General features: G+C 48.3%; 36 protein-coding genes and 1 pseudogene. All 37 read right to left on the bottom strand.

The window, feature by feature from the left end; genetic code table 11:
• Positions 1 to 392: 392 nt before the first annotated feature.
• On the bottom strand, positions 393 to 1,013 hold the full coding sequence (locus tag KNP68_RS13965; RefSeq protein ID WP_251130882.1) for a KinB-signaling pathway activation protein: 621 nt from the start codon (positions 1,011 to 1,013) through the stop codon (positions 393 to 395).
• Between the two features lie 34 nt (positions 1,014 to 1,047).
• Complete coding sequence (locus KNP68_RS13960; protein WP_021066632.1) at positions 1,048 to 2,079, bottom strand: Mrp/NBP35 family ATP-binding protein; 1,032 nt, start codon at positions 2,077 to 2,079, stop codon at positions 1,048 to 1,050.
• Positions 2,080 to 2,221: 142 nt separating this feature from the next.
• The gene (gene rpsI, locus KNP68_RS13955; protein ID WP_021066631.1) at positions 2,222 to 2,614 is read right to left on the bottom strand and encodes a 30S ribosomal protein S9; all 393 of its coding nucleotides are present in this window, start codon (positions 2,612 to 2,614) and stop codon (positions 2,222 to 2,224) included.
• A 25-nt stretch (positions 2,615 to 2,639) separates the two neighbouring features.
• Complete coding sequence (rplM, locus tag KNP68_RS13950; protein WP_021066630.1) at positions 2,640 to 3,077, bottom strand: 50S ribosomal protein L13; 438 nt, start codon at positions 3,075 to 3,077, stop codon at positions 2,640 to 2,642.
• Between the two features lie 154 nt (positions 3,078 to 3,231).
• Positions 3,232 to 3,972: a tRNA pseudouridine(38-40) synthase TruA gene (truA, locus tag KNP68_RS13945; RefSeq protein WP_214799954.1), complete on the bottom strand. Its 741-nt coding sequence runs from the start codon at positions 3,970 to 3,972 to the stop codon at positions 3,232 to 3,234.
• Complete coding sequence (locus tag KNP68_RS13940; protein ID WP_021066628.1) at positions 3,969 to 4,760, bottom strand: energy-coupling factor transporter transmembrane component T family protein; 792 nt, start codon at positions 4,758 to 4,760, stop codon at positions 3,969 to 3,971. Before KNP68_RS13940 ends, truA begins: the two co-directional genes overlap by 4 nt.
• A gap of 6 nt (positions 4,761 to 4,766) precedes the next feature.
• Positions 4,767 to 5,636, bottom strand: a pseudogene (locus tag KNP68_RS13935) (energy-coupling factor transporter ATPase); the annotation flags it as partial.
• On the bottom strand, positions 5,612 to 6,448 hold the full coding sequence (locus KNP68_RS13930) for an energy-coupling factor transporter ATPase (RefSeq protein WP_021066626.1): 837 nt from the start codon (positions 6,446 to 6,448) through the stop codon (positions 5,612 to 5,614). The pseudogene KNP68_RS13935 and the gene KNP68_RS13930, both read right to left, overlap by 25 nt.
• A gap of 69 nt (positions 6,449 to 6,517) precedes the next feature.
• Positions 6,518 to 6,871, bottom strand: a complete 354-nt coding sequence (gene rplQ, locus KNP68_RS13925) for a 50S ribosomal protein L17 (protein ID WP_012727650.1) — start codon at positions 6,869 to 6,871, stop codon at positions 6,518 to 6,520.
• A gap of 24 nt (positions 6,872 to 6,895) precedes the next feature.
• Positions 6,896 to 7,840: a DNA-directed RNA polymerase subunit alpha gene (locus KNP68_RS13920; RefSeq protein WP_021066625.1), complete on the bottom strand. Its 945-nt coding sequence runs from the start codon at positions 7,838 to 7,840 to the stop codon at positions 6,896 to 6,898.
• Positions 7,841 to 7,932: 92 nt separating this feature from the next.
• Positions 7,933 to 8,328 (bottom strand): 30S ribosomal protein S11, encoded by a 396-nt coding sequence (gene rpsK, locus KNP68_RS13915; RefSeq protein ID WP_021066624.1) that lies wholly within the window; start codon positions 8,326 to 8,328, stop codon positions 7,933 to 7,935.
• Between the two features lie 16 nt (positions 8,329 to 8,344).
• Complete coding sequence (rpsM, locus tag KNP68_RS13910) at positions 8,345 to 8,710, bottom strand: 30S ribosomal protein S13 (RefSeq protein ID WP_021066623.1); 366 nt, start codon at positions 8,708 to 8,710, stop codon at positions 8,345 to 8,347.
• A 19-nt stretch (positions 8,711 to 8,729) separates the two neighbouring features.
• Complete coding sequence (gene rpmJ, locus KNP68_RS13905) at positions 8,730 to 8,843, bottom strand: 50S ribosomal protein L36 (protein WP_003156543.1); 114 nt, start codon at positions 8,841 to 8,843, stop codon at positions 8,730 to 8,732.
• A 30-nt stretch (positions 8,844 to 8,873) separates the two neighbouring features.
• Positions 8,874 to 9,092: a translation initiation factor IF-1 gene (infA, locus tag KNP68_RS13900; RefSeq protein ID WP_021066622.1), complete on the bottom strand. Its 219-nt coding sequence runs from the start codon at positions 9,090 to 9,092 to the stop codon at positions 8,874 to 8,876.
• Between the two features lie 105 nt (positions 9,093 to 9,197).
• Positions 9,198 to 9,956: a type I methionyl aminopeptidase gene (gene map, locus KNP68_RS13895; protein ID WP_021066621.1), complete on the bottom strand. Its 759-nt coding sequence runs from the start codon at positions 9,954 to 9,956 to the stop codon at positions 9,198 to 9,200.
• On the bottom strand, positions 9,953 to 10,603 hold the full coding sequence (locus KNP68_RS13890) for an adenylate kinase (RefSeq protein WP_029594431.1): 651 nt from the start codon (positions 10,601 to 10,603) through the stop codon (positions 9,953 to 9,955). The genes map and KNP68_RS13890 overlap by 4 nt, the downstream gene beginning before the upstream one ends.
• A gap of 78 nt (positions 10,604 to 10,681) precedes the next feature.
• Positions 10,682 to 11,971, bottom strand: coding sequence for a preprotein translocase subunit SecY (secY, locus tag KNP68_RS13885; RefSeq protein ID WP_021066619.1), 1,290 nt, complete (start codon positions 11,969 to 11,971; stop codon positions 10,682 to 10,684).
• Positions 11,971 to 12,411: a 50S ribosomal protein L15 gene (gene rplO / locus KNP68_RS13880; protein ID WP_021066618.1), complete on the bottom strand. Its 441-nt coding sequence runs from the start codon at positions 12,409 to 12,411 to the stop codon at positions 11,971 to 11,973. The genes secY and rplO overlap by 1 nt, the downstream gene beginning before the upstream one ends.
• Positions 12,412 to 12,442: 31 nt before the next feature.
• Positions 12,443 to 12,628 carry a 50S ribosomal protein L30 gene (gene rpmD, locus KNP68_RS13875; RefSeq protein ID WP_021066617.1) on the bottom strand — a complete coding sequence of 62 codons (186 nt, stop codon included), beginning with the start codon at positions 12,626 to 12,628 and terminating at the stop codon, positions 12,443 to 12,445.
• Positions 12,629 to 12,643: 15 nt separating this feature from the next.
• Positions 12,644 to 13,144, bottom strand: coding sequence for a 30S ribosomal protein S5 (gene rpsE, locus KNP68_RS13870; RefSeq protein WP_021066616.1), 501 nt, complete (start codon positions 13,142 to 13,144; stop codon positions 12,644 to 12,646).
• 20 nt (positions 13,145 to 13,164) lie between these two features.
• Positions 13,165 to 13,527 carry a 50S ribosomal protein L18 gene (rplR, locus tag KNP68_RS13865; RefSeq protein WP_012727661.1) on the bottom strand — a complete coding sequence of 121 codons (363 nt, stop codon included), beginning with the start codon at positions 13,525 to 13,527 and terminating at the stop codon, positions 13,165 to 13,167.
• Between the two features lie 34 nt (positions 13,528 to 13,561).
• The gene (rplF, locus tag KNP68_RS13860) at positions 13,562 to 14,101 is read right to left on the bottom strand and encodes a 50S ribosomal protein L6 (RefSeq protein ID WP_021066615.1); all 540 of its coding nucleotides are present in this window, start codon (positions 14,099 to 14,101) and stop codon (positions 13,562 to 13,564) included.
• A 33-nt stretch (positions 14,102 to 14,134) separates the two neighbouring features.
• Positions 14,135 to 14,533: a 30S ribosomal protein S8 gene (gene rpsH, locus KNP68_RS13855; RefSeq protein ID WP_021066614.1), complete on the bottom strand. Its 399-nt coding sequence runs from the start codon at positions 14,531 to 14,533 to the stop codon at positions 14,135 to 14,137.
• 31 nt (positions 14,534 to 14,564) lie between these two features.
• On the bottom strand, positions 14,565 to 14,834 hold the full coding sequence (gene rpsN, locus KNP68_RS13850; RefSeq protein ID WP_021066613.1) for a 30S ribosomal protein S14: 270 nt from the start codon (positions 14,832 to 14,834) through the stop codon (positions 14,565 to 14,567).
• 20 nt (positions 14,835 to 14,854) lie between these two features.
• On the bottom strand, positions 14,855 to 15,394 hold the full coding sequence (gene rplE / locus KNP68_RS13845) for a 50S ribosomal protein L5 (protein ID WP_016508927.1): 540 nt from the start codon (positions 15,392 to 15,394) through the stop codon (positions 14,855 to 14,857).
• Between the two features lie 32 nt (positions 15,395 to 15,426).
• Positions 15,427 to 15,735, bottom strand: a complete 309-nt coding sequence (gene rplX / locus KNP68_RS13840; protein ID WP_021066612.1) for a 50S ribosomal protein L24 — start codon at positions 15,733 to 15,735, stop codon at positions 15,427 to 15,429.
• 37 nt (positions 15,736 to 15,772) lie between these two features.
• Positions 15,773 to 16,141 (bottom strand): 50S ribosomal protein L14, encoded by a 369-nt coding sequence (rplN, locus tag KNP68_RS13835; RefSeq protein ID WP_012727667.1) that lies wholly within the window; start codon positions 16,139 to 16,141, stop codon positions 15,773 to 15,775.
• A 43-nt stretch (positions 16,142 to 16,184) separates the two neighbouring features.
• Positions 16,185 to 16,445 carry a 30S ribosomal protein S17 gene (rpsQ, locus tag KNP68_RS13830; protein ID WP_021066611.1) on the bottom strand — a complete coding sequence of 87 codons (261 nt, stop codon included), beginning with the start codon at positions 16,443 to 16,445 and terminating at the stop codon, positions 16,185 to 16,187.
• Positions 16,446 to 16,478: 33 nt separating this feature from the next.
• Positions 16,479 to 16,682 (bottom strand): 50S ribosomal protein L29, encoded by a 204-nt coding sequence (rpmC, locus tag KNP68_RS13825; RefSeq protein ID WP_012727669.1) that lies wholly within the window; start codon positions 16,680 to 16,682, stop codon positions 16,479 to 16,481.
• Complete coding sequence (gene rplP / locus KNP68_RS13820) at positions 16,669 to 17,106, bottom strand: 50S ribosomal protein L16 (protein ID WP_016508922.1); 438 nt, start codon at positions 17,104 to 17,106, stop codon at positions 16,669 to 16,671. The genes rpmC and rplP overlap by 14 nt, the downstream gene beginning before the upstream one ends.
• A 32-nt stretch (positions 17,107 to 17,138) precedes the next feature.
• Positions 17,139 to 17,798: a 30S ribosomal protein S3 gene (gene rpsC, locus KNP68_RS13815; RefSeq protein ID WP_021066610.1), complete on the bottom strand. Its 660-nt coding sequence runs from the start codon at positions 17,796 to 17,798 to the stop codon at positions 17,139 to 17,141.
• A 13-nt stretch (positions 17,799 to 17,811) separates the two neighbouring features.
• Complete coding sequence (gene rplV, locus KNP68_RS13810) at positions 17,812 to 18,144, bottom strand: 50S ribosomal protein L22 (RefSeq protein WP_021066609.1); 333 nt, start codon at positions 18,142 to 18,144, stop codon at positions 17,812 to 17,814.
• Positions 18,145 to 18,164: 20 nt separating this feature from the next.
• The gene (rpsS, locus tag KNP68_RS13805; RefSeq protein ID WP_012727673.1) at positions 18,165 to 18,440 is read right to left on the bottom strand and encodes a 30S ribosomal protein S19; all 276 of its coding nucleotides are present in this window, start codon (positions 18,438 to 18,440) and stop codon (positions 18,165 to 18,167) included.
• A 66-nt stretch (positions 18,441 to 18,506) separates the two neighbouring features.
• Complete coding sequence (rplB, locus tag KNP68_RS13800) at positions 18,507 to 19,337, bottom strand: 50S ribosomal protein L2 (protein WP_021066608.1); 831 nt, start codon at positions 19,335 to 19,337, stop codon at positions 18,507 to 18,509.
• A 34-nt stretch (positions 19,338 to 19,371) separates the two neighbouring features.
• The gene (rplW, locus tag KNP68_RS13795; protein WP_021066607.1) at positions 19,372 to 19,653 is read right to left on the bottom strand and encodes a 50S ribosomal protein L23; all 282 of its coding nucleotides are present in this window, start codon (positions 19,651 to 19,653) and stop codon (positions 19,372 to 19,374) included.
• Positions 19,653 to 20,276, bottom strand: coding sequence for a 50S ribosomal protein L4 (gene rplD / locus KNP68_RS13790; RefSeq protein ID WP_021066606.1), 624 nt, complete (start codon positions 20,274 to 20,276; stop codon positions 19,653 to 19,655). The genes rplW and rplD overlap by 1 nt, the downstream gene beginning before the upstream one ends.
• Positions 20,277 to 20,304: 28 nt before the next feature.
• Complete coding sequence (gene rplC / locus KNP68_RS13785) at positions 20,305 to 20,931, bottom strand: 50S ribosomal protein L3 (RefSeq protein ID WP_021066605.1); 627 nt, start codon at positions 20,929 to 20,931, stop codon at positions 20,305 to 20,307.
• Positions 20,932 to 20,980 lie beyond the last annotated feature (49 nt).

Raw genomic sequence — 20,980 nt, 5'->3', positions numbered from 1 at the left:
CCGCCAGCGTTCGTCCTGAGCCAGGATCAAACTCTCCAAAGAATTTGATATAGCTCTTTAAAAATGACGAAGCTTGCGCTTCATTCAAACATTGTAAAACTTTTTTTGCCTCATCGTTCAGTTTTCAAAGACCAAATGTTGTCGTGTTAGCGACTTTTTAATAATAGCGATTTGACCTTTTAAAGTCAACCGTTTTTTATTATTTTTTTAATTCGCATTCTGTTGTCCGTGTGTGAACAGCAGCGACGTTTATTAATATATCAGCGCCCCCTATTTTCGTCAACTGTTTTTCTAAAAAAACTTTATTTTTTGTTTTACGCTCTGTAACTGAACGAAAGAACGTTTCAAACAAACAAGCCCAGACGAATGTCTGAGCTTGTACTAGTACGCTGTCACGATGATTTTGATGACACACGTTTCTTCGTTTTGGCCTTTCCCGCTGTCGACGGTTTGACGCTCTCTTCCTGAGCAGGTGCTTGGAAGCGATGCAGCATCAAGACTTGATACGCATTGGCAAACACGAGCGTCGCTAACGCCGGCCACAAGATGGCGATTTCATCCGTCGCCTGTAGGGCTGGAATCCATTCGATCAACGTGATGACGATCATCAAGAAGAGCGTCGGGATGAACGCACTCGCGTTCGTCTGCTTCGCCTTACTCGTCGCGATAATCCATGATACCATCACCAACACGACCATTTCACCGATATAGCGCCACATATGATCGTTGCCGAACGCGAGCATGCGAAGATATACCGCATCAAATAACGCAAAGGCGATCAATAGCACTTGCACGCGATTCCATAACCTTGGTCCTCGGAACAAGTCCAACCCAACCCGGTGGACAATCAAATAAGCAAAGAATCCCATCATGCTAATTCCCGTCCACGTGCTCGAGTAGCTAAGCGCCGTGACGATCGCTTCCCAAGATTGACTCACTAAATAACCTGGATTGGCCAGTAAGTTCATCACAAACCCAAACAACGTCCCGAAGACGAGCGTCGTCCAAAACAACCTTAAAAATCCTTGTACCTTCATTTGTGAACCATTACCCTTCTATCTGTTGAATGACCGCTTGTGCCAATCCATCGTATGTTTTCTCAAACGGATGCCCGTCCCGATAAACCGATGGGGCAAAGTCTTCTTCGTTTTCGTATGGCTGACCGAGCGGAATTTGAGCGAGCAACTTGCTCTTCAATGCCTCGGACAACTTTTCGCCTCCACCGTAACCGAAGACATACTCTTTCTCTCCAGTCACTTTGCTTTCGAAGTACGCCATGTTCTCGATGATGCCGAGCACTTTGTGGTTCGTCTTAATCGCCATCGCCCCAGCCCGTGCAGCGACGAACGCAGCGGTCGCATGCGGTGTCGTGACAATCAACTCTTGGCATGCCGGGAGCATCGAATGAATATCGAGCGCGACATCACCCGTCCCTGGCGGTAAATCGAGGAGCAAGTAATCTAGGTCGCCCCATTCGACGTCGTTAAAGAAATTATTGAGCATCTTCCCGAGCATCGGTCCACGCCAGATGACCGGCGCGTTATCTTCGACAAAGAAGCCCATTGAAATGACTTTCACACCGAACCGCTCGACCGGGATGATTTTTTCTCCACGTACGACTGGTCGTTCTTCGATCCCGAGCATATCCGGCACACTAAAGCCATAAATGTCCGCATCAATCAATCCGACTTTTTTCCCGGCACGCGCGAGCGCGACGGCTAAGTTGACGGAGACCGTCGATTTCCCGACGCCGCCTTTCCCTGATGCGATTGCGATGAACGTCGTGCCGGCGTTCTCACGAAGGATCGCCGGCTTTGTCGCTTCTTTCAAGCTCTCGTCATTGAGCGCCTCGAAGCGGAGGCCGACCGTCTTGAAACCTTTTCCTTTGAGCAACGTGACAATCTCTTGTTGAAGTTGGAGCTGTTCCCCGCTCCCGGTTTGACCGAGCGCGACTTTAACACTGACATAATCTTCTTTAATGCGAATATCCTTCACGCCAGCTGTATCTCCAAGCGTACGGTTGATTGTTGGATCGATCAACCCCGCCAATTCTTCACGAACTTGTTCTACTGTAAGCATGTGGTTTCCCCCTAATTTCTGTCTCGCTAACAGTATATCAAAAAAAGCGTTTTCTTGAGGGAACGGAATGCAACAATTTCATGAGCAACAAAAAAACTCTCCGCCCCAATGGACAGAGAGTTTGAACCAAATTGTTCGAAGATTAACGCTTCGAGAATTGTGGTGCGCGACGTGCAGCTTTAAGACCGTATTTTTTACGTTCTTTCATGCGAGCGTCACGAGTCAAGAAGCCTTTTTCTTTGAGGCTTGGACGGAATTCTGGGTCCGCTTGAAGAAGCGCACGTGATACGCCGTGGCGAATCGCTCCAGCTTGTCCTGTGAATCCACCACCGTTAACGTTAACGATTACATCGTATTTACCTTCTGTTTCAGTCAATACGAGTGGTGATTTTGCCATCATGATCAAAGTCTCATGACCGAAGTATTCTGAAATATCACGGCCATTTACAACAACTTTGCCGTCACCTGCAACGAGGTGAACGCGAGCCACCGAGTGTTTGCGGCGGCCTGTTCCGTAGTAACGTACATCTGCCATCGTTTAGTTCCTCCCTGTGTCCCGATTAACCGCGAAGTTCGTAAACTTCTGGTTTTTGTGCTGCGTGGTTGTGCTCAGCTCCAGCGTAAACGTGGAGTTTGTTGAATGATTGACGACCAAGTGATCCTTTTGGAAGCATCCCTTTGATTGCGAGTTCAAGCATACGCTCTGGACGTTTTGCGAGAAGCTCTTTTGCAGTTTGTGATTTCAAACCGCCTGGATGACCTGAATGACGGTAGTAAATCTTGTCGTTCAATTTGTTACCAGTCAAGTGGATTTTCTCAGCGTTGATGATGATGACGTGATCTCCGCAATCAACGTGTGGTGTGAAAGTCGGCTTGTGCTTACCGCGAAGAAGTGATGCTACTTCACTAGTCAAACGACCAAGTGTTTTGCCTTCTGCGTCGATAAGGAGCCATTTGCGTTCTACTTCAGATGCTTTTGCCATGAATGTCGTGCGCATGTGGAATACCTCCTAAAATGTCTGTTTACTTAATTTTTTTAGTGCTTGTTTGATGCTTTATCATAATCCTAGTTTACGGGGCTAAGATTGTGGTTCATCTCTCAATGTGAAAATGAAATGCCAATGAATATAATACGATTTTATAGGGGGAATGTCAATCTACTTTTTCATAATTCACATTCCACAAATATAGACCGTGCGGTGGGGCTGTAATCCCAGCGCTACGCCGGTCTTTAGAAGCGAGCATTCGACTCACATCTGCCGGTTCATATTTCCCTCGCCCGACCTCAAGCAACGTACCAACCATAATCCGAACTTGGTTATAGAGAAAGCCCGAGCCGACGAATCGGAAGTACATCTCATCGCCTGCTTCAACGAACTCCGCTTCATAAATTGTTCTGACGCGGTCCTCCACTTCCGCCTTCGTCACCGAGAAGGACGTGAAGTCGTGGGTCCCGACTAATAGACGAAGCGCCTGGCGCATCCGCTCATGATCGAGCGTATACGTGACCGTCACGGCATGGTGGCGTCGGAACGGATCGGCGTCGCCTCGGAAGAAATAGCGATACTCTTTCCGTTTCGCCCCGTAGCGTGCGTGAAACGAAGCATCGACTTCTTCAGCCGCTTGGACGAGGATATCATCCGGTAACATCGCATTCAACGCTTTAACGAACCGGTCGACCGGCATCGAGAGGTGCGTATCGAAGTGCAAGACTTGCCCTCTCGCGTGGACCCGAGCATCCGTACGCCCTGAGGCCACGACTTTCACGGCTCGGCTATGCATCCGCGCCAAGACGGCCTCCACTTCGGCTTGAATCGTGTTTCCATTCGGTTGTACCTGATAGCCTGCATAGTTCGTCCCGTCATACGCTACCGTCAGTTTGATTCGCTTCATCCAATCCCTCGCAATCCGATTAGAATGAGTGTCACGATGACGAAGATGAGGAGTAACGCCGTATCACGGCGATGCCACGTCATCTCACGCAACCGTGTCCGCCCTTCACCCCCACGGTACCCTCGAGCTTCCATCGCCGTAGCGAGGTCCTCAGCACGTTTAAACGCAGATACGAATAAAGGGATCATGAGCGGGACGACCGCCTTGAGGCGATCCATGATTGGACCGCTCTTCAAATCGACCCCTCGCGCCTGTTGGGCCTTCATGATCCGATCCGTCTCGTCGGCCAACGTCGGCAAGAAACGGAGCGAGATGGACAACATGAGGGCGATCTCATGGGCCGGTACCCGGAACCGCTCTAACGGACGGAGCCCGGCCTCAATCGAGTCGGTCAGTTCCATCGGCGTCGTCGTCAGCGTCACGAGCGTCGTCAACATGACGAGATAGAAGAAACGGAGCGAGACGATTAAGCCCATGCGGACACCTTCCGAATAAATGGCGAACGGTCCGAATGAAATCAACTCGGTTCCCTCGCGATTAAAGAACAACTGCAACAACAGCGTAAATAGGATCAGGAATAGAATCATCTTCAGTCCGTTCCATAAATACCGCCACGACAGTTGAGACAATCGCACGGCGAACAACGTGAAGGCCAGCAAGAATACGTTCGTCCACAAGTTATCCGCCAAAAAGACGATGGGAATGAAGGCGAGGATAAACAACGTCTTGGCTCGCGCGTCGAGTGTGTGGAGCCACGAGTGTCCGGGAATGTACTGTCCGATAATCAAGTCGCTCCCCCCCCTTCCTAGCTCGAGCGCAATCCAGTCCGCCAATTCGGTCTCTGTTCGGAGAGACGGTGTGGCGACCCCAAACACAGGGGCGAGTTCATTGGCGAAACGGAGCACGTGTGGAATCTCGAGCTGGAGTGACTCGACGAGCGCCTCGTCTTTGAATAAGTCGAACGGATCTCCGTCAAAGGCGACCTGTCCGCGTTCCATGACGACGACACGTTCCGCATAGGCCAACACATCATCCATATCGTGTGAGACGAGGATGAGTGTCAAATCAAGTTCTTGTTTTAATCGTTTGAATAACGCCAGCATCTCGCGACGGCCGAGCGGATCGAGCCCTGCCGTCGGTTCATCCACGACGAGAACGTCCGGACGGCTCGCGAGTACTCCGGCGATGGCGACACGGCGCATCTGTCCGCCGGAGAGATCGAACGGCGAACGGCTCCAAAGCGCTTCATCGAGCCCGACAAGGCGTAAGGCGACATGAGCCCGTTCTTTCGCTTCGTCTTCAGACGCCCCGAAGTTACGTGGACCGAACATGACGTCGCGTTCGACCGTCTCTTCAAATAATTGATGTTCCGGATATTGAAAGACGAGCCCAACGCGGCGCCGAAGCGGGAGTAAGCTTTGCTTTTTATCGCGACGCTTCGTGATTGCACGGACTTCGATGTCATCGACGACGACACGACCTTTTGTCGGCCGCAACAGGCCGTTCATATGTTGAACGAGCGTTGATTTTCCAGAGCCGGTATGGCCAAGAAACGCAACAAGCGCCCCCGACGGAATCATCACATTCACATCGCGCAGCGCGGTTCGTTCAAACGGAGTATTCAATTGATATTGGTAAGTCACTTCTTCAATGCTAATCGGCATAGATGGTTCACCAACTCCGAATGTTGTAGCATCAGACGATCGAGTGGTATGCCCCGTTCCTTCAGTTCGAGTTGCATCCGGACAATAAACGGTACGTCGAGCTGAATGGCTCGTAACGCCTCCGGATTTTGAAACACGTCTTCGGGTGTGCCGGTCATCGCAATCTTGCCTTTCGACAACGCAATGATACGGTCGGCAAACAACACTTCGTCGAGCTCGTGGGTAATGGCGACAACGGTCATCCCTTCTGAGACGAGCTGTTGCACCGTTTCAATCACCTCTTTGCGCCCAATCGGGTCGAGCATCGAGGTAGCTTCATCGAGCACGAGGACATGCGGGCGCATTGCGAGAGCCGAAGCAATCGCAACACGCTGCTTTTGTCCACCGGATAACTGATGCGGTTCACGGTCCGCTAGTTCCGATAATCCAACGCGCGCTAGACTGTCATCAATTCGACGAACCATTTCTTGACGTGGAAGTCCCATGTTTTCGAGAGAGAATGCCACATCATCGCGCACGGTCGCCCCGACAAACTGGTTGTCAGGATTTTGGAAGACGACACCAATCCGTTTCCGAACGTCCCACACGTCTGTGGCGTCCGTTGGATCGAGTGTCTCAACCCGGACTTCTCCTTCTTGAGGAAGCAAAAGCCCATTCCACAACTTCGTCAAAGTCGACTTGCCAGAACCGTTATGGCCAACGATTGCGAGCCATTCCCCTTTGTATACGTCGAGTGACAACCCATTGAGGGCTGGCTCGGTCTGTCCCGGGTAACGAAACACGATATCGCGTACCATAATTTGAGATTCCATCTGCCGACTCCTTTCCGATGTGGAAACAGGGCAATACGTCACCGCATGCCCTGTTGACTGCCTAATGAATTAGACGAGTTCGATGATTACGACTTCCGCACCGTCACCGCGGCGTGGGCCGACTTTCATGATGCGTGTGTATCCACCTTGACGTTCAGCGTAGCGTGGTGCCACGTCTTCGAACAATTTTTGGATTGCGTCTTTTTCTCCAGCGTTCTCTTTGCGAACGAATGAAGCTACTTGACGACGGGCATGAAGATCGCCACGTTTCCCAAGAGTGATCAATTTTTCAACGACTGGGCGAAGTTCTTTCGCTTTTTGTTCAGTTGTTTGAATGCGCTCGTTGATAATAAGGTCAGTTGCAAGATCACGTAAAAGTGCCTTACGTTGCGAGCTTGTACGGCCGAGTTTCGAATAAGCCATTACATTTCCCTCCTTCTTTTGAACTTAGTCTTCTTTACGCAAGCCCAAACCGAGTTCGTCCAACTTGAGTTGAACTTCTTCGAGTGATTTACGTCCGAGGTTACGAACTTTCATCATCTCTTCCTCTGATTTGTTTGCGAGTTCTTGAACCGTGTTGATGCCAGCGCGCTTCAAGCAGTTGTACGAACGAACTGAGAGATCGAGTTCTTCAATCGTCATTTCGAGTACTTTTTCTTTTTGGTCTTCTTCTTTCTCGACCATAATTTCTGCATTGAGAGCTTCGTCAGTCAAGCCAACAAAGATGTTCAAGTGTTCTGTCAAAATTTTCGCCCCGAGCGATACCGCTTCTTCCGGACGGATTGAACCATCTGTCCACACGTCTAATAGAAGCTTATCGAAGCTAGCATCTTGACCGACACGTGTTTTATCTACTTCGTAGTTCACGCGTTGAATCGGTGTGTAGATCGAATCGATTGGAATTACGCCAATCGGCATATCATCACGTTTGTTATCTTCTGCCTGGACGTAACCACGACCACGGCGAGCAGTCAAACGCATGCGAAGCGTCGCGTTGTCAGCGAGAGTCGCGATGTGGAGCTCAGGATTCAAGATTTCAACGTCGCTATCATGGGTAATGTCTGCCGCAGTGACAGCACCGGCACTTGAAACGTTAATCTCAAGCGTTTTCTCTTCGTCCGAGTACACTTTGAGTGCTAACTTCTTGAGGTTAAGTACGATTTGCGTGACGTCTTCGACGACTCCGTCAATCGTAGAGAACTCATGAAGTACGCCATCGATTTGAACCGCTGTTACCGCTGCACCAGGGAGCGATGACAAAAGAATTCGACGTAGTGAGTTGCCGAGAGTAGTGCCATATCCACGTTCAAGCGGTTCCACCACGAATTTACCAAACGTAGCATCCTCGCTGATTTCGACCGTTTCGATCTTTGGTTTTTCAATCTCGATCATCTGAACCCCTCCTTGAGTGTATCCTGCCATGCAGCGCGAGCTGCATTGTATATGCTGTTTGTGCTAGGTAAGCCCTTCACACGCACAAGCGATTATACGCGGCGACGTTTTGGAGGGCGGCAACCGTTGTGCGGAACTGGTGTTACGTCACGGATTGCAGTTACTTCAAGACCAGTAGCTTGGAGGGCACGGATAGCCGCTTCACGTCCAGCACCAGGACCTTTAACGTTAACTTCTACTGTACGCATACCGTTGTCCATTGCAACTTTCGCTGCAGTTTCAGCAGCCAATTGTGCTGCGAACGGAGTCGATTTACGTGATCCTTTAAATCCAAGGTTACCAGAAGTAGCCCATGAGATCGCGTTACCTTGCGTGTCAGTGATTGTAATGATTGTGTTGTTGAAAGTAGAACGGATGTGTACCACACCGACTTCAACATGTTTTTTGACTTTACGTTTTGAACGTACATTTTGCTTACGTTTCGCCATTGTTCAATTCCCTCCTTTACTTCTTCTTGTTCGCTACTGTACGGCGTGGGCCTTTACGAGTACGCGAGTTGTTCTTCGTGTTTTGTCCGCGAACAGGGAGACTACGACGGTGACGAACACCGCGATAAGCGCCGATCTCGATCAAACGTTTAATGTTGAGTGAAACTTCACGACGAAGGTCACCTTCAACTTTGATTCCGTCAATTGCTTCACGGATACGGTTGATTTCGTCTTCTGTCAAATCACGTGTGCGTGAATCTTCAGATACGTTTGCAGTCTTCAAAATTTCTTGTGCTCTTGTTTTACCAATACCAAAGATGTATGTGAGCGAAATAACGATACGTTTTTCGCGTGGAATATCTACACCAGCAATACGTGCCATGTGTGCACCTCCTCTTAGATTAACCTTGTTTTTGTTTGTGTTTCGGGTTTTCGCAAATTACCATTACTTTACCCTTACGACGAATAACTTTACATTTTTCGCAGATCGGTTTTACCGACGGTCTTACTTTCATGATTATACCCTCCTCCTGGAAAAATCGGAGTTACTTGTAACGGTACGTAATCCGCCCGCGAGTCAAGTCGTACGGAGACAACTCGACAGTTACGCGGTCACCTGGAAGGATTCGAATATAGTGCATCCGAATTTTCCCTGAGACGTGCGCGAGCACCGTGTGGCCGTTTTCTAACTCCACTTTAAACATTGCGTTTGGAAGTGGTTCGACAACAGTGCCTTCCACTTCAATGACATCTTGTTTCGCCATCATTTATTCCCCTTTCTATATGAAGATATTTAGGAGCACAGACGATCTATCGCATTGTACTGTGAGAGAAGGATCCGTTACGGATCAGCACGAAGCAATAGAGCCTCATTCACCGGAATCGAGTTTCGTTAAAATCTCGTATCCATCGTCTGTGATGGCGATGGTGTGCTCAAAGTGGGCGCACATGCTACCGTCCACTGTCACAACTGTCCAGTTGTCAGCCAGTGTTCGAACATAGCGTTGACCAGCATTGACCATTGGTTCAATGGCTAACGTCATTCCAGTCTTCAGGCGCGGCCCTTTCCCCGGTGGACCATAGTGCGGAATTTGCGGTTCTTCATGCAAATTTTGTCCGACACCATGACCGACGTATTCGCGGACGACAGAGAAATCATGAGATTCCACATACGCTTGAATCGCATGCGAAATGTCTGTCAGACGCTGCCCAGCCTTAGCGTGCTCCAATCCTTTATACAGACTTTCTTCAGTTACGTCAAGTAACTGCTGCGTCTCTGCTGAGATTGTTCCCACTGGATACGTCCAAGCGGAATCTCCATGGTATCCGTTATAGTAGGCACCGATGTCGATTGAGATAATATCTCCATCGTTCAATACCCGCTTTCCGGGAATCCCATGAACAAGCTCTTCGTTCACTGAAGCACAAACGCTACCGGTAAACCCGTTGTAGCCTTTGAACGACGGTGTCGCACCTTGGCTGCGAATGTATTCTTCCGCGATCCGGTCGAGCTCAAGCGTCGTAATACCTGGTTTGATGTGCTCTTTGAGCACCTGGTGTGTTCGAGCAACAATTTGCCCAGCCTCACGCATAATCGCTATTTCACGAGGCGTCTTCGTGATGATCATTCAGTACCACCGAGTAACGCTTTGACATCGGCGTATACGACATCGATTGGACGATCTCCATCCAATGTACGAAGATACCCTTTTTCAGCGTAAAAGTCAATGAGTGGTTTCGATTGCTCGATGTTGACGTCAAGGCGACGGCGGACCGTTTCCTCTTTATCGTCTTCACGTTGCATGAGAGCCGACCCATCCACATCACAGATGCCTTCCACTTTAGGTGGGTTGAAGATCACATGATATGTCGCACCGCACGTCGGGCAGATCCAACGACCTGTCAAACGCGGGACGAGAATTTCCGCATCCACATCGATATTCACGACATGGTCAATCTGTTTTCCCAAATCTTTAAGCAAACTTTCGAGTGCCTCTGCTTGAGCAACAGTACGCGGGAATCCATCGAGTAGGAAGCCGTTTTTCGTATCATCTTGACTCAAGCGCTCACGTACGATTCCGATTGTTACCTCATCCGGTACGAGTTCGCCTTTATCCATGAACGATTTTGCTTCTTTGCCGAGTGGCGTTCCGCCTTTGATTGCCGCACGAAACATGTCGCCTGTCGAAATGTGTGGGATTTGGTACTCTTCGACGATTTTAGCCGCTTGAGTCCCTTTCCCTGCACCCGGTAAGCCCATGAGTACTAGATTCATCTCAGTTAGCCTCCAGTTTTGATTTTCACAACACGTCGTAAACACGACAGGAAGGAAGGGTGTACCCTTCCTTCCGCTTTAACGGATAAAGCCTTTGTAGTGTCGTTTTACAAGTTGACTTTCGATTTGTTTCATCGTTTCGAGGGCTACCCCGATCACGATCAACAAGCTCGTACCTCCGATTTGCACCGAAGTTGGGAGACCGGCAAGCTTAATGAAGATTGTCGGCATGATCGCAACGAGCGATAGGAAAATCGCTCCGAAGAATGTCAAACGATAGAGCAACTTCGTGATGTACTGTTCTGTTTGCGCCCCAGGACGAATCCCAGGAATATAGCCACCTTGCTTCTGCAGGTTTTCTGCCATCTGTTCAGGATTGACCTGAATGAATGTATAGAAGTAAGCGAACGCGATGATGAGCGCTACGTAGATTGACATTCCGATTGGAGCTGTCGTATCGAAGTAGGTCTGCAACTTCTGCGTCGTTTCCGGAGAAGCAATGAAGCTTGCAACAGTTGGTGGTGTCACCATGAAGGAAATCGCGAAGATAACCGGGATGACACCGGCAGCGTTTAGTTTGATTGGCAAGTGCGTCGACTGTCCGCCCACAGGGGTACGGTTCGCCGTGCGTTTTGCGTATTGAATCGGAATTTTGCGAGCGGCCTGTTGAACATAAATGATCCCCATGGTCACCGCAAGGATAACGAGCAATAGTACAACCAAGTAAACGATGTTAATGAATAACGCATCTCCAGCATTTTGGAGCTTCGTCTCATAAATCTGCGTGAAGATTCTTGGGAACCCAGCGACGATACCGGCGAAGATAATGATGGAAATACCATTCCCAACACCTTTCTCCGTCGTCATCTCACCAAGGAACATCAAGAACGCCGTACCGGCAGTCAGTACGATCGCGATCACGAAATAGGTTGCCGTGCCCCACGTCTCATTGACGAGACCTGGATAGAGGCGGTTAAATCCAAACGACAATGAAGTCGCTTGAATAAACCCTAAGATGATCGTCCCATAGCGCGTGACCGTCGCTAGCTTTTTACGTCCAGACTCGCCTTGTTTTGCCCATTCGGCAAACTTCGGAACGACGTCCATTTGTAAGAGCTGCACAACGATCGATGCCGTAATATACGGCATGATCCCCATTGCGAACAGGGAGAAGTTCTGTAAAGCATTTCCTCCAAACAAGTTCAAGAAGTCGAGTAGACCTCCTGAGTCAAAACGCAACACATCCGTATTCACCATCGGCACCGGGATATGGGCCCCGATGCGGAAAATGATGATGATTGCGAGTGTGAAGAGAATACGCTGTCGAATATCTTTCACGCGCCACATATTGGAGATCGTCTGAAACATCAGATCACCTCAACTGAACCGCCAGCTGCTTCGATCGCTTCTTTCGCTGCACCCGAGAATTTGTTGGCTTTTACAGTCAATTTTGTTTCAAGCTTGCCGTTAGCAAGTACTTTGATTCCGTCTTTAGCAGAGCTGACAACACCAGTCTCGATTAAGAGTTCTGGAGTAACTTCAGTACCTGCTTCGAAACGGTTAAGCGTGTCTAGGGAAACAACTGCATACTCTTTACGAGTAGGGTTGTTGAAACCGCGTTTTGGAAGACGACGGTAAAGTGGGTTTTGCCCACCTTCAAATCCTGGACGAACGCCACCGCCCGAACGAGCTTTTTGACCTTTATGTCCACGGCCAGAAGTTTTACCGTTACCAGTCGCCATACCGCGACCGACACGGTTGCGTTCGTGACGCGAACCTGGAGTTGGCTTCAATTCATGGAGTTTCATAGTGGCACCTCCTTATTTAGTAAGATCTTTATTATTCGTTGATTTCGTTTACAGTCACAAGGTGCGACACCTTTTTGATCATACCACGCATCGCTACGTTGTCAGGGACAACGACAGTCTGATGCATTTTACGAAGACCGAGTGTACGTACTGTTACACGCTGATCCTCAGGACGACCAATAGTGCTGCGTGTGAGGGTGATTGCGAGTTTCGCCATGTCTAATTCCCTCCCTTATTTAAGAAGTTCTTCTACGCTTTTACCGCGTAGTTTAGCAACTTCCTCTGCTTTTTTAAGCTCTGTCAAGCCTTTAACCGTCGCACGGACGATGTTGATTGGTGTGTTAGATCCAAGCGATTTCGAAAGGATGTCACCTACACCTGCAAGTTCGAGCACTGCACGAACCGGTCCACCTGCGATAACCCCAGTACCTTCAGAAGCTGGTTTCATGAATACACGACCTGCTCCGAATACTCCTGTGATTTCGTGTGGAATTGTTGTACCAACCATCGGTACTTGAACCATGTTTTTCTTAGCGGCTTCAATAGCCTTGCGGATCGCTTCTGGCACCTCTTGTGCCTTACCTGTACCGAAACCGACGTGACCATTCTTGTCACCTACGACGACGAGAGCGGCGAAACGGAAGCGACGGCCACCTTTCACGACTTTCGCGACGCGGTTTACGGTAACAACGCGTTCTTCAAGTTGTTCCATGTTAACGTCTAACTGGCGCATCGAGTGTCCCCTCCTTTTTGTTAGAATTTAAGACCTGCTTCACGAGCTGCTTCAGCAACAGCTTTGACGCGGCCATGATAGAGGTATCCACCACGGTCGAACACAACAGTGTCGATACCTTTCTCGAGTGCACGTTCAGCTGCAAGTTTACCAACAGCTTTCGCTGCTTCAACGTTGCCGCCGTTTGTAAGATCGAGAGCTTTATCTTTCGAAGATGCTGACACAAGCGTTGTTTGTGCTGCATCATCGATGAGTTGAACGTAGATGTGCTTGCTCGAGCGGAATACGTTCAAACGTGGACGAGCTGCTGTCCCCGTGATCGTACGACGTACACGAGCATGACGTTTCTTACGAACTGCATTTTTGTCTGCTTTTGTGATCATTTATGCCACTCCTTTCCGTTCATTTCGTGACGAATTACTTACCAGTCTTACCTTCTTTACGGCGAATACGTTCATCAGAGTAACGAACACCTTTACCTTTGTAAGGTTCTGGAGCACGGTACGAGCGGATTTGAGCTGCAACGTGACCGACGCGCTCTTTGTTAATCCCTTTAACGATGATTTGCGTGTTTGAAGGAACTTCAATCTCGATACCTTCTTCAGCAACGTACTCGATTGGGTGCGAGTAACCGAGGCTGAGGACGAGTTTGTTACCTTGCTTAGCTGCACGGTAACCAACCCCTGAGATCTCAAGTGTTTTCTGGAATCCGTTAGACACACCTTCCACCATGTTGGCGATAAGGGCACGTGTCGTACCGTGGATCGTACGGTTCTCTTTCGAGTCATCCGGACGAACAACAGTCAATTCGTTTTCTTCAACTTTGATTTCCAAGGCTGGGTTAGCTGAAAGCGAAAGTTCACCTTTAGCACCTTTTACTGTGACCGTGTTGTCTTCTGCAACCGATACAGTAACGCCAGCTGGAATCGTAACTGGTTTTTTACCAATACGTGACATTGATTACACCTCCGTTCTTGTTAGAAAAGTGACTTACCAGATGTAGGCGAGCACTTCGCCGCCGACTTGTTGTTGGCGAGCTTCTTTATCAGTCATAAGACCTTTTGATGTCGAAAGAACTGCGATACCGAGTCCTCCGAGTACTTTTGGTACTTCATCTGCTTTTGCGTATACACGAAGACCTGGTTTCGAAATGCGTTTGAGACCAGTGATAACACGTTCGTTGCTTGCTCCGTACTTAAGGAACAAACGAAGTGTACCTTGCTTAGCGTCCTCGATATATTCAACATCGCGAATGAAACCTTCACGCTTGAGGATCTCTGCAACCTCACGTTTGATATTAGAAGCTGGAAGCTCTAATTTTTCATGGCGAACCATGTTAGCGTTACGGATACGTGTAAGCATATCTGCAATTGGGTCTGTCATTACCATGCGATGTACCTCCTTTCACACTGTTAGTGGATTACCAACTTGCTTTTTTAACACCAGGGATTTGACCTTTGTATGCAAGATCACGGAACTTGATACGGCTGATCCCGAATTTACCCATGTAACCATGTGGACGACCTGTGATGCGGCAACGGTTATGAAGACGCACAGGTGAAGAGTTACGTGGCAATTTGCTGAGTCCGATGTAGTCGCCTTCAGCTTTCAATTGTGCACGTTTCTCAGCGTACTGGGCAACGAGTTTCTCGCGTTTTTGTTCGCGATTCACCATTGACTTTTTAGCCATGTTGTCGACCTCCCTTTAGATTATTTTTGGAATGGCATTCCGAGAAGTGTGAGCAATTCACGAGCTTCTTCGTCTGTGTTCGCTGTTGTAACAACAACGATATCCATACCGCGTACTTTTGTTACTTTATCGTAATCGATCTCAGGGAAAATAAGTTGCTCTTTCACACCAAGCGTGTAGTTACCGCGTCCGTCGAATGCTTTCTTCGATACACCGCGGAAGTCGCGTACACGTGGAAGTGAAACAGTTACCAATTTGTCGAGGAAATCGTACATACGCTCGCCACGAAGAGTAACCTTCGCACCGATTGGCATGCCTTCACGAAGTTTGAAACCAGCGATTGATTTCTTAGCCTTCGTTACGAGTGGTTTTTGACCAGAAAGAATTGATAATTCTTCCACTGCCATGTCAAGAGCCTTCGAGTTCGAAACAGCGTCACCTACACCCATGTTGATGACGATCTTGTCGACCTGTGGGACTTGCATAACTGAGTCATAGTTGAATTTATCCATCATCGCTTTCACGATGTCGCTTTTATACTTCTCTTGCAAACGGTTCATAGTCGAATGGACCTCCTTTCGTCACGTTCTTCTTATTTATCGAGTACTTCGCCCGATTTCGCGACACGAACTTTTTTACCATCGACTACTTTGAAACCAACGCGAGTTGGTTTGCCCGTTTTAGGGTCGAGTGGCATGACGTTCGAGACGTGAATTGGTGCTTCGATTTCAAGGATACCGCCTTGTGGATTCGCTTGTGATGGTTTCGAGTGTTTTTTAATCACGTTGATACCTTCTACGACTACGCGGTTCTTGCTTGGCATAGCTTTGAGGATAACCCCTTGCTTGCCTTTATCTTTACCAGACATTACCTGGACTGTATCGCCTTTTTTAACATGCATCGTTTTGCGCACCTCCTTATAGGATTGAAATTGGAAATTAAAGTACTTCCGGTGCCAACGAAACGATCTTCATGAATTCTTTTTCACGAAGTTCACGTGCAACTGGCCCGAAGATCCGAGTGCCGCGTGGGCTCTTGTCATCTTTGATGATGACTGCTGCGTTCTCATCGAAACGGATGTACGAACCATCTTTACGACGAGCGCCGCGTTTTGTACGAACGACAACTGCTCTGACAACGTCACCTTTTTTAACAACGCCACCTGGTGTTGCTTGTTTTACCGTTGCGACGATAATGTCACCGATGTTGGCAGTCTTACGACCTGAACCACCGAGGACTTTAATTGTCAACAGTTCACGCGCGCCAGAGTTGTCTGCTACTTTCAAGCGAGATTCTTGTTGAATCATGCGAGTGTACCTCCCTCCGGATGTTTATAGATCCGAACTGTTATTAGATGATTACTGACTCTTCTACTACTGTTACGAGACGGAAACGTTTGTCTTTAGAAAGCGGACGTGTTTCCGCGATGCGTACCACATCGCCGATTTTAGCGACATTGTTCTCATCGTGTGCTTTAAATTTCTTCGTGTAGTTTACACGTTTGCCATAAAGCTTATGACGTACTTTTGTTTCAACTGCAACGACGATCGTTTTGTCCATTTTGTCAGACACGACGCGTCCAGTGAGTACTTTACGCTTATTGCGTTCCATGAGTGTTACCTCCTCTTAAAGAATCCGATTAGATTAGCCGTTGTTGATGCCGAGTTCGCGTTCACGAAGAATCGTTTTAGCACGCGCAATCGACTTGCGTACTTCACGGATACGAGCAGGATTCTCAAGCTGACCTGTAGCCAATTGGAAACGAAGGTTAAAGAGTTCTTCTTTCCACTCGCCTACTTTACCGTTGAGCTCTTCAGTTGTTGATTGACGGAGATCAGTTGCTTTCATTCGTATCACCACCATTTTCTTCACGTTTCACGAACTTACATTTAACTGGAAGTTTGTGTGCAGCAAGACGAAGCGCCTCACGTGCTACTTCCTCAGATACACCCGCGATTTCAAACATAACTTTGCCAGGCTTAACTACAGCTACCCAGCCTTCTGGAGCACCTTTACCCGAACCCATTCGGACTTCGAGAGGCTTTTTCGTGTATGGCTTGTGTGGGAAGATCTTGATCCACACTTTACCACCACGTTTCATATAACGTGTCATTGCGATACGTGCTGATTCGATTTGACGGTTTGTGATCCAGCTCGCTTCGAGCGATTGGAGACCGAATTCACCGAAATGAACTGTTGTGCCGCGTTTTGCATTTCCGCGCATTTTACCACGGTGTACACGACGATATTTCACGCGTTTAGGTAACAACATAGTGTGTTGCCTCCTTCCTGAAAGAGTGTTTATTATTCAGCGTTTTTAGCTGTGTTGTTTTTTGTTGGAAGAACTTCACCATGGTACAACCAGACTTTAATTCCGATTTTACCATAAGTTGTGTCAGCTTCAGCTGTTCCGTAGTCGATGTCGGCACGGAGTGTGTGAAGTGGAACTGTTCCTTCCGAGTACTTCTCTGAACGAGCGATATCAGCGCCACCAAGACGACCAGAAACTTCTGTTTTGATCCCTTTGATGCCAGTGCGCATCGAACGTTGGATTGATTGTTTCATTGCACGACGGAATGACACACGGCCTTCCAATTGACGAGCGATGTTTTCAGCAACAAGTTTAGCGACAGCGTCCGCGTTTTTCACTTCAACAACGTTGATGTGAACACGTTTGCCTTCAGCAAGCTTGATGATGTTTTTACGGAGTGATTCGATTTCCGAACCACCTTTACCGATAACCATACCTGGTTTCGCAGTGTGAAGTGAAATGTTTACGCGATTTGCAGCGCGTTCGATTTCTACTTTAGAAACACTAGCATCCTTCATTTTGTTTTCGATGTATTCACGAATAACGAAGTCTTCATGAAGGAGATCTGCGTAGTCTTTCTCAGCGTACCAACGCGAATCCCAGTCTTTGATAATACCAACGCGAAGACCGTGCGGATTTACCTTTTGACCCACTACATATCCCTCCTTATTTCTCAGTTACCACGATGTGGATGTGGCTTGTGCGTTTGTTAATGCGGCTTGCGCGACCCATTGCACGTGGGCGGAAGCGTTTGAGTGTTGGACCTTCGTTGACGAAGATTTCCGACACTACAAGGTTCTCAATATTCATATCGTAGTTGTGCTCTGCGTTTGCAATCGCTGACTTCAATACTTTTTCAACGATTGGCGACGCTGCCTTGTTCGTGTGAGCAAGGACAGAGAGCGCTTCGCCGACTTGTTTCCCGCGAATTAAGTCTACAACGAGACGTGCTTTGCGAGGAGCAAGACGGACCATATTAGCTGATGCTTTAGCTTGCATGGATTTGACCTCCCCTCAAATTACCGTTTCGTTTTCTTGTCTGATCCGTGACCTTTGTACGTACGTGTTGGAGCGAATTCACCAAGTTTGTGACCGACCATGTCTTCTGTCACGAATACTGGTACGTGTTTACGACCATCGTGTACACCGAACGTGTGACCCATGAATTCTGGGAAGATTGTCGAGCGACGTGACCAAGTTTTGATGACTTGCTTCTCACCAGATTCGTTAAGTTTGTCAACTTTAGCGAGCAAATGGTGATCTGCGAATGGACCTTTTTTCAAGCTGCGACCCATGATAGAACCTCCCTTTGGAATGATTCGGGAACGGCCCTTTCGAACCGCCCGAGAATCATGTAGTAATTATTTCTTACGGCGACGAAGGATGTACATGTCGCTCGATTTGTTTTTCTTACGTGTTTTAAGACCAAGAGCTGGTTTACCCCAAGGAGTAAGTGGGCCCGAACGACCGATTGGCGCACGACCTTCACCACCACCGTGTGGGTGATCAACCGGGTTCATTACAGAACCACGTACTGTTGGGCGTTTGCCTAACCAACGTGAACGTCCTGCTTTACCGATGTTTACGAGTTCGTGTTCTTCGTTACCAACTGAACCGACTGTCGCGCGGCAAGTGCCGAGGAACAAGCGTGATTCACCTGATTGAAGACGAACGATAACGTACTTGCCGTCACGTCCTTGGATTTGTGCCGATGCACCAGCCGCACGAACAAGCTGACCGCCCTTACCAGGCTTAAGCTCGATGTTGTGGATAGTAGTACCGACAGGGATGTTCATAAGTGGAAGAGCGTTCCCCACTTTGATATCCGCTTCTGGGCCAGCCATGATTTCCATGCCTACTTTGATGCCCTTAGGAGCGAGGATGTAACGTTTCTCACCATCTGCATAGTTGATGAGGGCGATGTTTGCTGAACGGTTTGGATCGTATTCGATCGTAGCAACGCGTCCGACGATGCCATCTTTGTTACGTTTGAAATCGATGATACGGTATTTACGTTTGTGTCCGCCACCTTGGTGACGTACTGTCAAACGACCTTGGTTGTTACGACCGCCTTTTTTCGAAAGCTTTTCAGTTAACGATTTTTCAGGGCGATTCGTTGTGATCTCTGCAAAGTCGAGAGATGTCATGTTACGGCGACCGTTAGTGGTCGGCTTAAACTTTTTAATTGCCATCGAGGATTCCCTCCTTTTCTTCTAAGGTAGTAAATTAACCGAGGAAGTCGATTGTGTTGCCTTCAGCAAGAGTTACGATCGCTTTTTTACGACGCGATGTGTAACCAGAGTGACGACCGACACGTTTCGCTTTCGGTTTCATGTTCATTGTGTTTACCGAAGCAACTTTCACGTTGAAGATTGTTTCGATAGCGTGCTTCACTTGTGATTTAGTCGCTTTAACGTCGATCTCGAAAACGTATTTGTTAGCTTCCATGAGGCTAACAGAACGCTCAGTGATGATAGGACGTTTGATGATATCGTATGCTTGAGCCATTATGCAAGCACCTCCTCTACCTTCGCAACCGCATCTTTAGTGAAGATGACTTTGTCGTTAGCAACGAGGTCAAGAACGTTAACGCCGGCTGCTTCGATCACAGTCACTCCTGGGATGTTACGAGCTGCGAGAGCGATAGTCTCATTGTAGTCCGCTGTGACTACGAGAGCCTTACGTTCTACTGATAGGCCAAGAAGTACAGCGACCATATCTTTTGTTTTTGGTGCATCGAAAGCAAGGCCTTCGAGGACGATCATTTCGTTGTTTTTCACTTTTGACGACAAAGCCGAGAGAAGTGCAAGACGACGAACTTTTTTAGGAAGCTTGTAAGAGTATGAACGTGGTGTTGGACCGAAGACTGTACCACCACCAACCCATTGTGGTGAGCGGATAGAACCTTGGCGCGCACGACCAGTTCCCTTTTGTTTCCATGGTTTACGGCCGCCACCGCGTACTTCCGAGCGACCTTTCGTATCGTGAGTACCTTGACGGCGTGATGCTTGTTGCATAACGATCGCGTCATAAAGTACTGAGTCATTTGGCTCGATACCGAAGATGGCTTCTGCCAATTCGATTTCGCCAACTTGTGAACCTGTTTGGTTAAGCAAAGCTACTTTAGGCATTCGTAATTCCTCCTTTCCGTGCAGTTAATTAGTTACCCTTTACCGCTGTTTTGATGATGACGTTCGACTTGCGAGCGCCTGGGATTGCGCCTTTAACGAGTACAAGGCCGCGTTCCACGTCAACTTTGACAACTTCAAGGTTTTGAATCGTTTTACGCTCGCCACCCATTTGACCAGGAAGAAGCTTCCCTTTAAATACGCGGTTAGGAGCTACAGGACCCATCGAACCAGGACGACGGTGGTAGCGCGAACCGTGAGCCATTGGTCCACGTGATTGTCCGTGACGCTTGATCGCACCTTGGAATCCTTTACCTTTCGATGTACCTGTTACGTCTACTAATTCACCTGCAGCGAAAATGTCCGCCTTGATCTCTTGACCGATTTCGTATCCTTCTACTGAAGTACGAATCTCTTTGATGAAGCGCTTAGGTGTCGCACTTGCTTTCGCAGCGTGACCTTTTGCTGGTTTGTTTTGACGTGATTCTTTGATGTCTCCGAAACCGAGTTGAAGTGCCTCGTAACCGTCTGTTTCAACTGTTTTAAGTTGAAGAACGACGTTTCCTTCGACAGCAACTACTGTTACTGGTACGACTTCGCCTGCTTCGTTGAAGATTTGAGTCATACCGAGTTTTGTTCCTAAGATTCCTTTAGCCATGAGATACACCTCCTGTTTAATAATTATTGTCTCTTCTGGCTAGTATCTA

The organism is Exiguobacterium sp. s50 (genome assembly GCF_018618175.1).
Taxonomy (GTDB): domain Bacteria; phylum Bacillota; class Bacilli; order Exiguobacteriales; family Exiguobacteriaceae; genus Exiguobacterium; species Exiguobacterium chiriqhucha.
The sequence above is the reverse complement of the archived record's forward strand: the minus strand, read 5'-3'. Positions and strand labels throughout refer to the sequence as shown.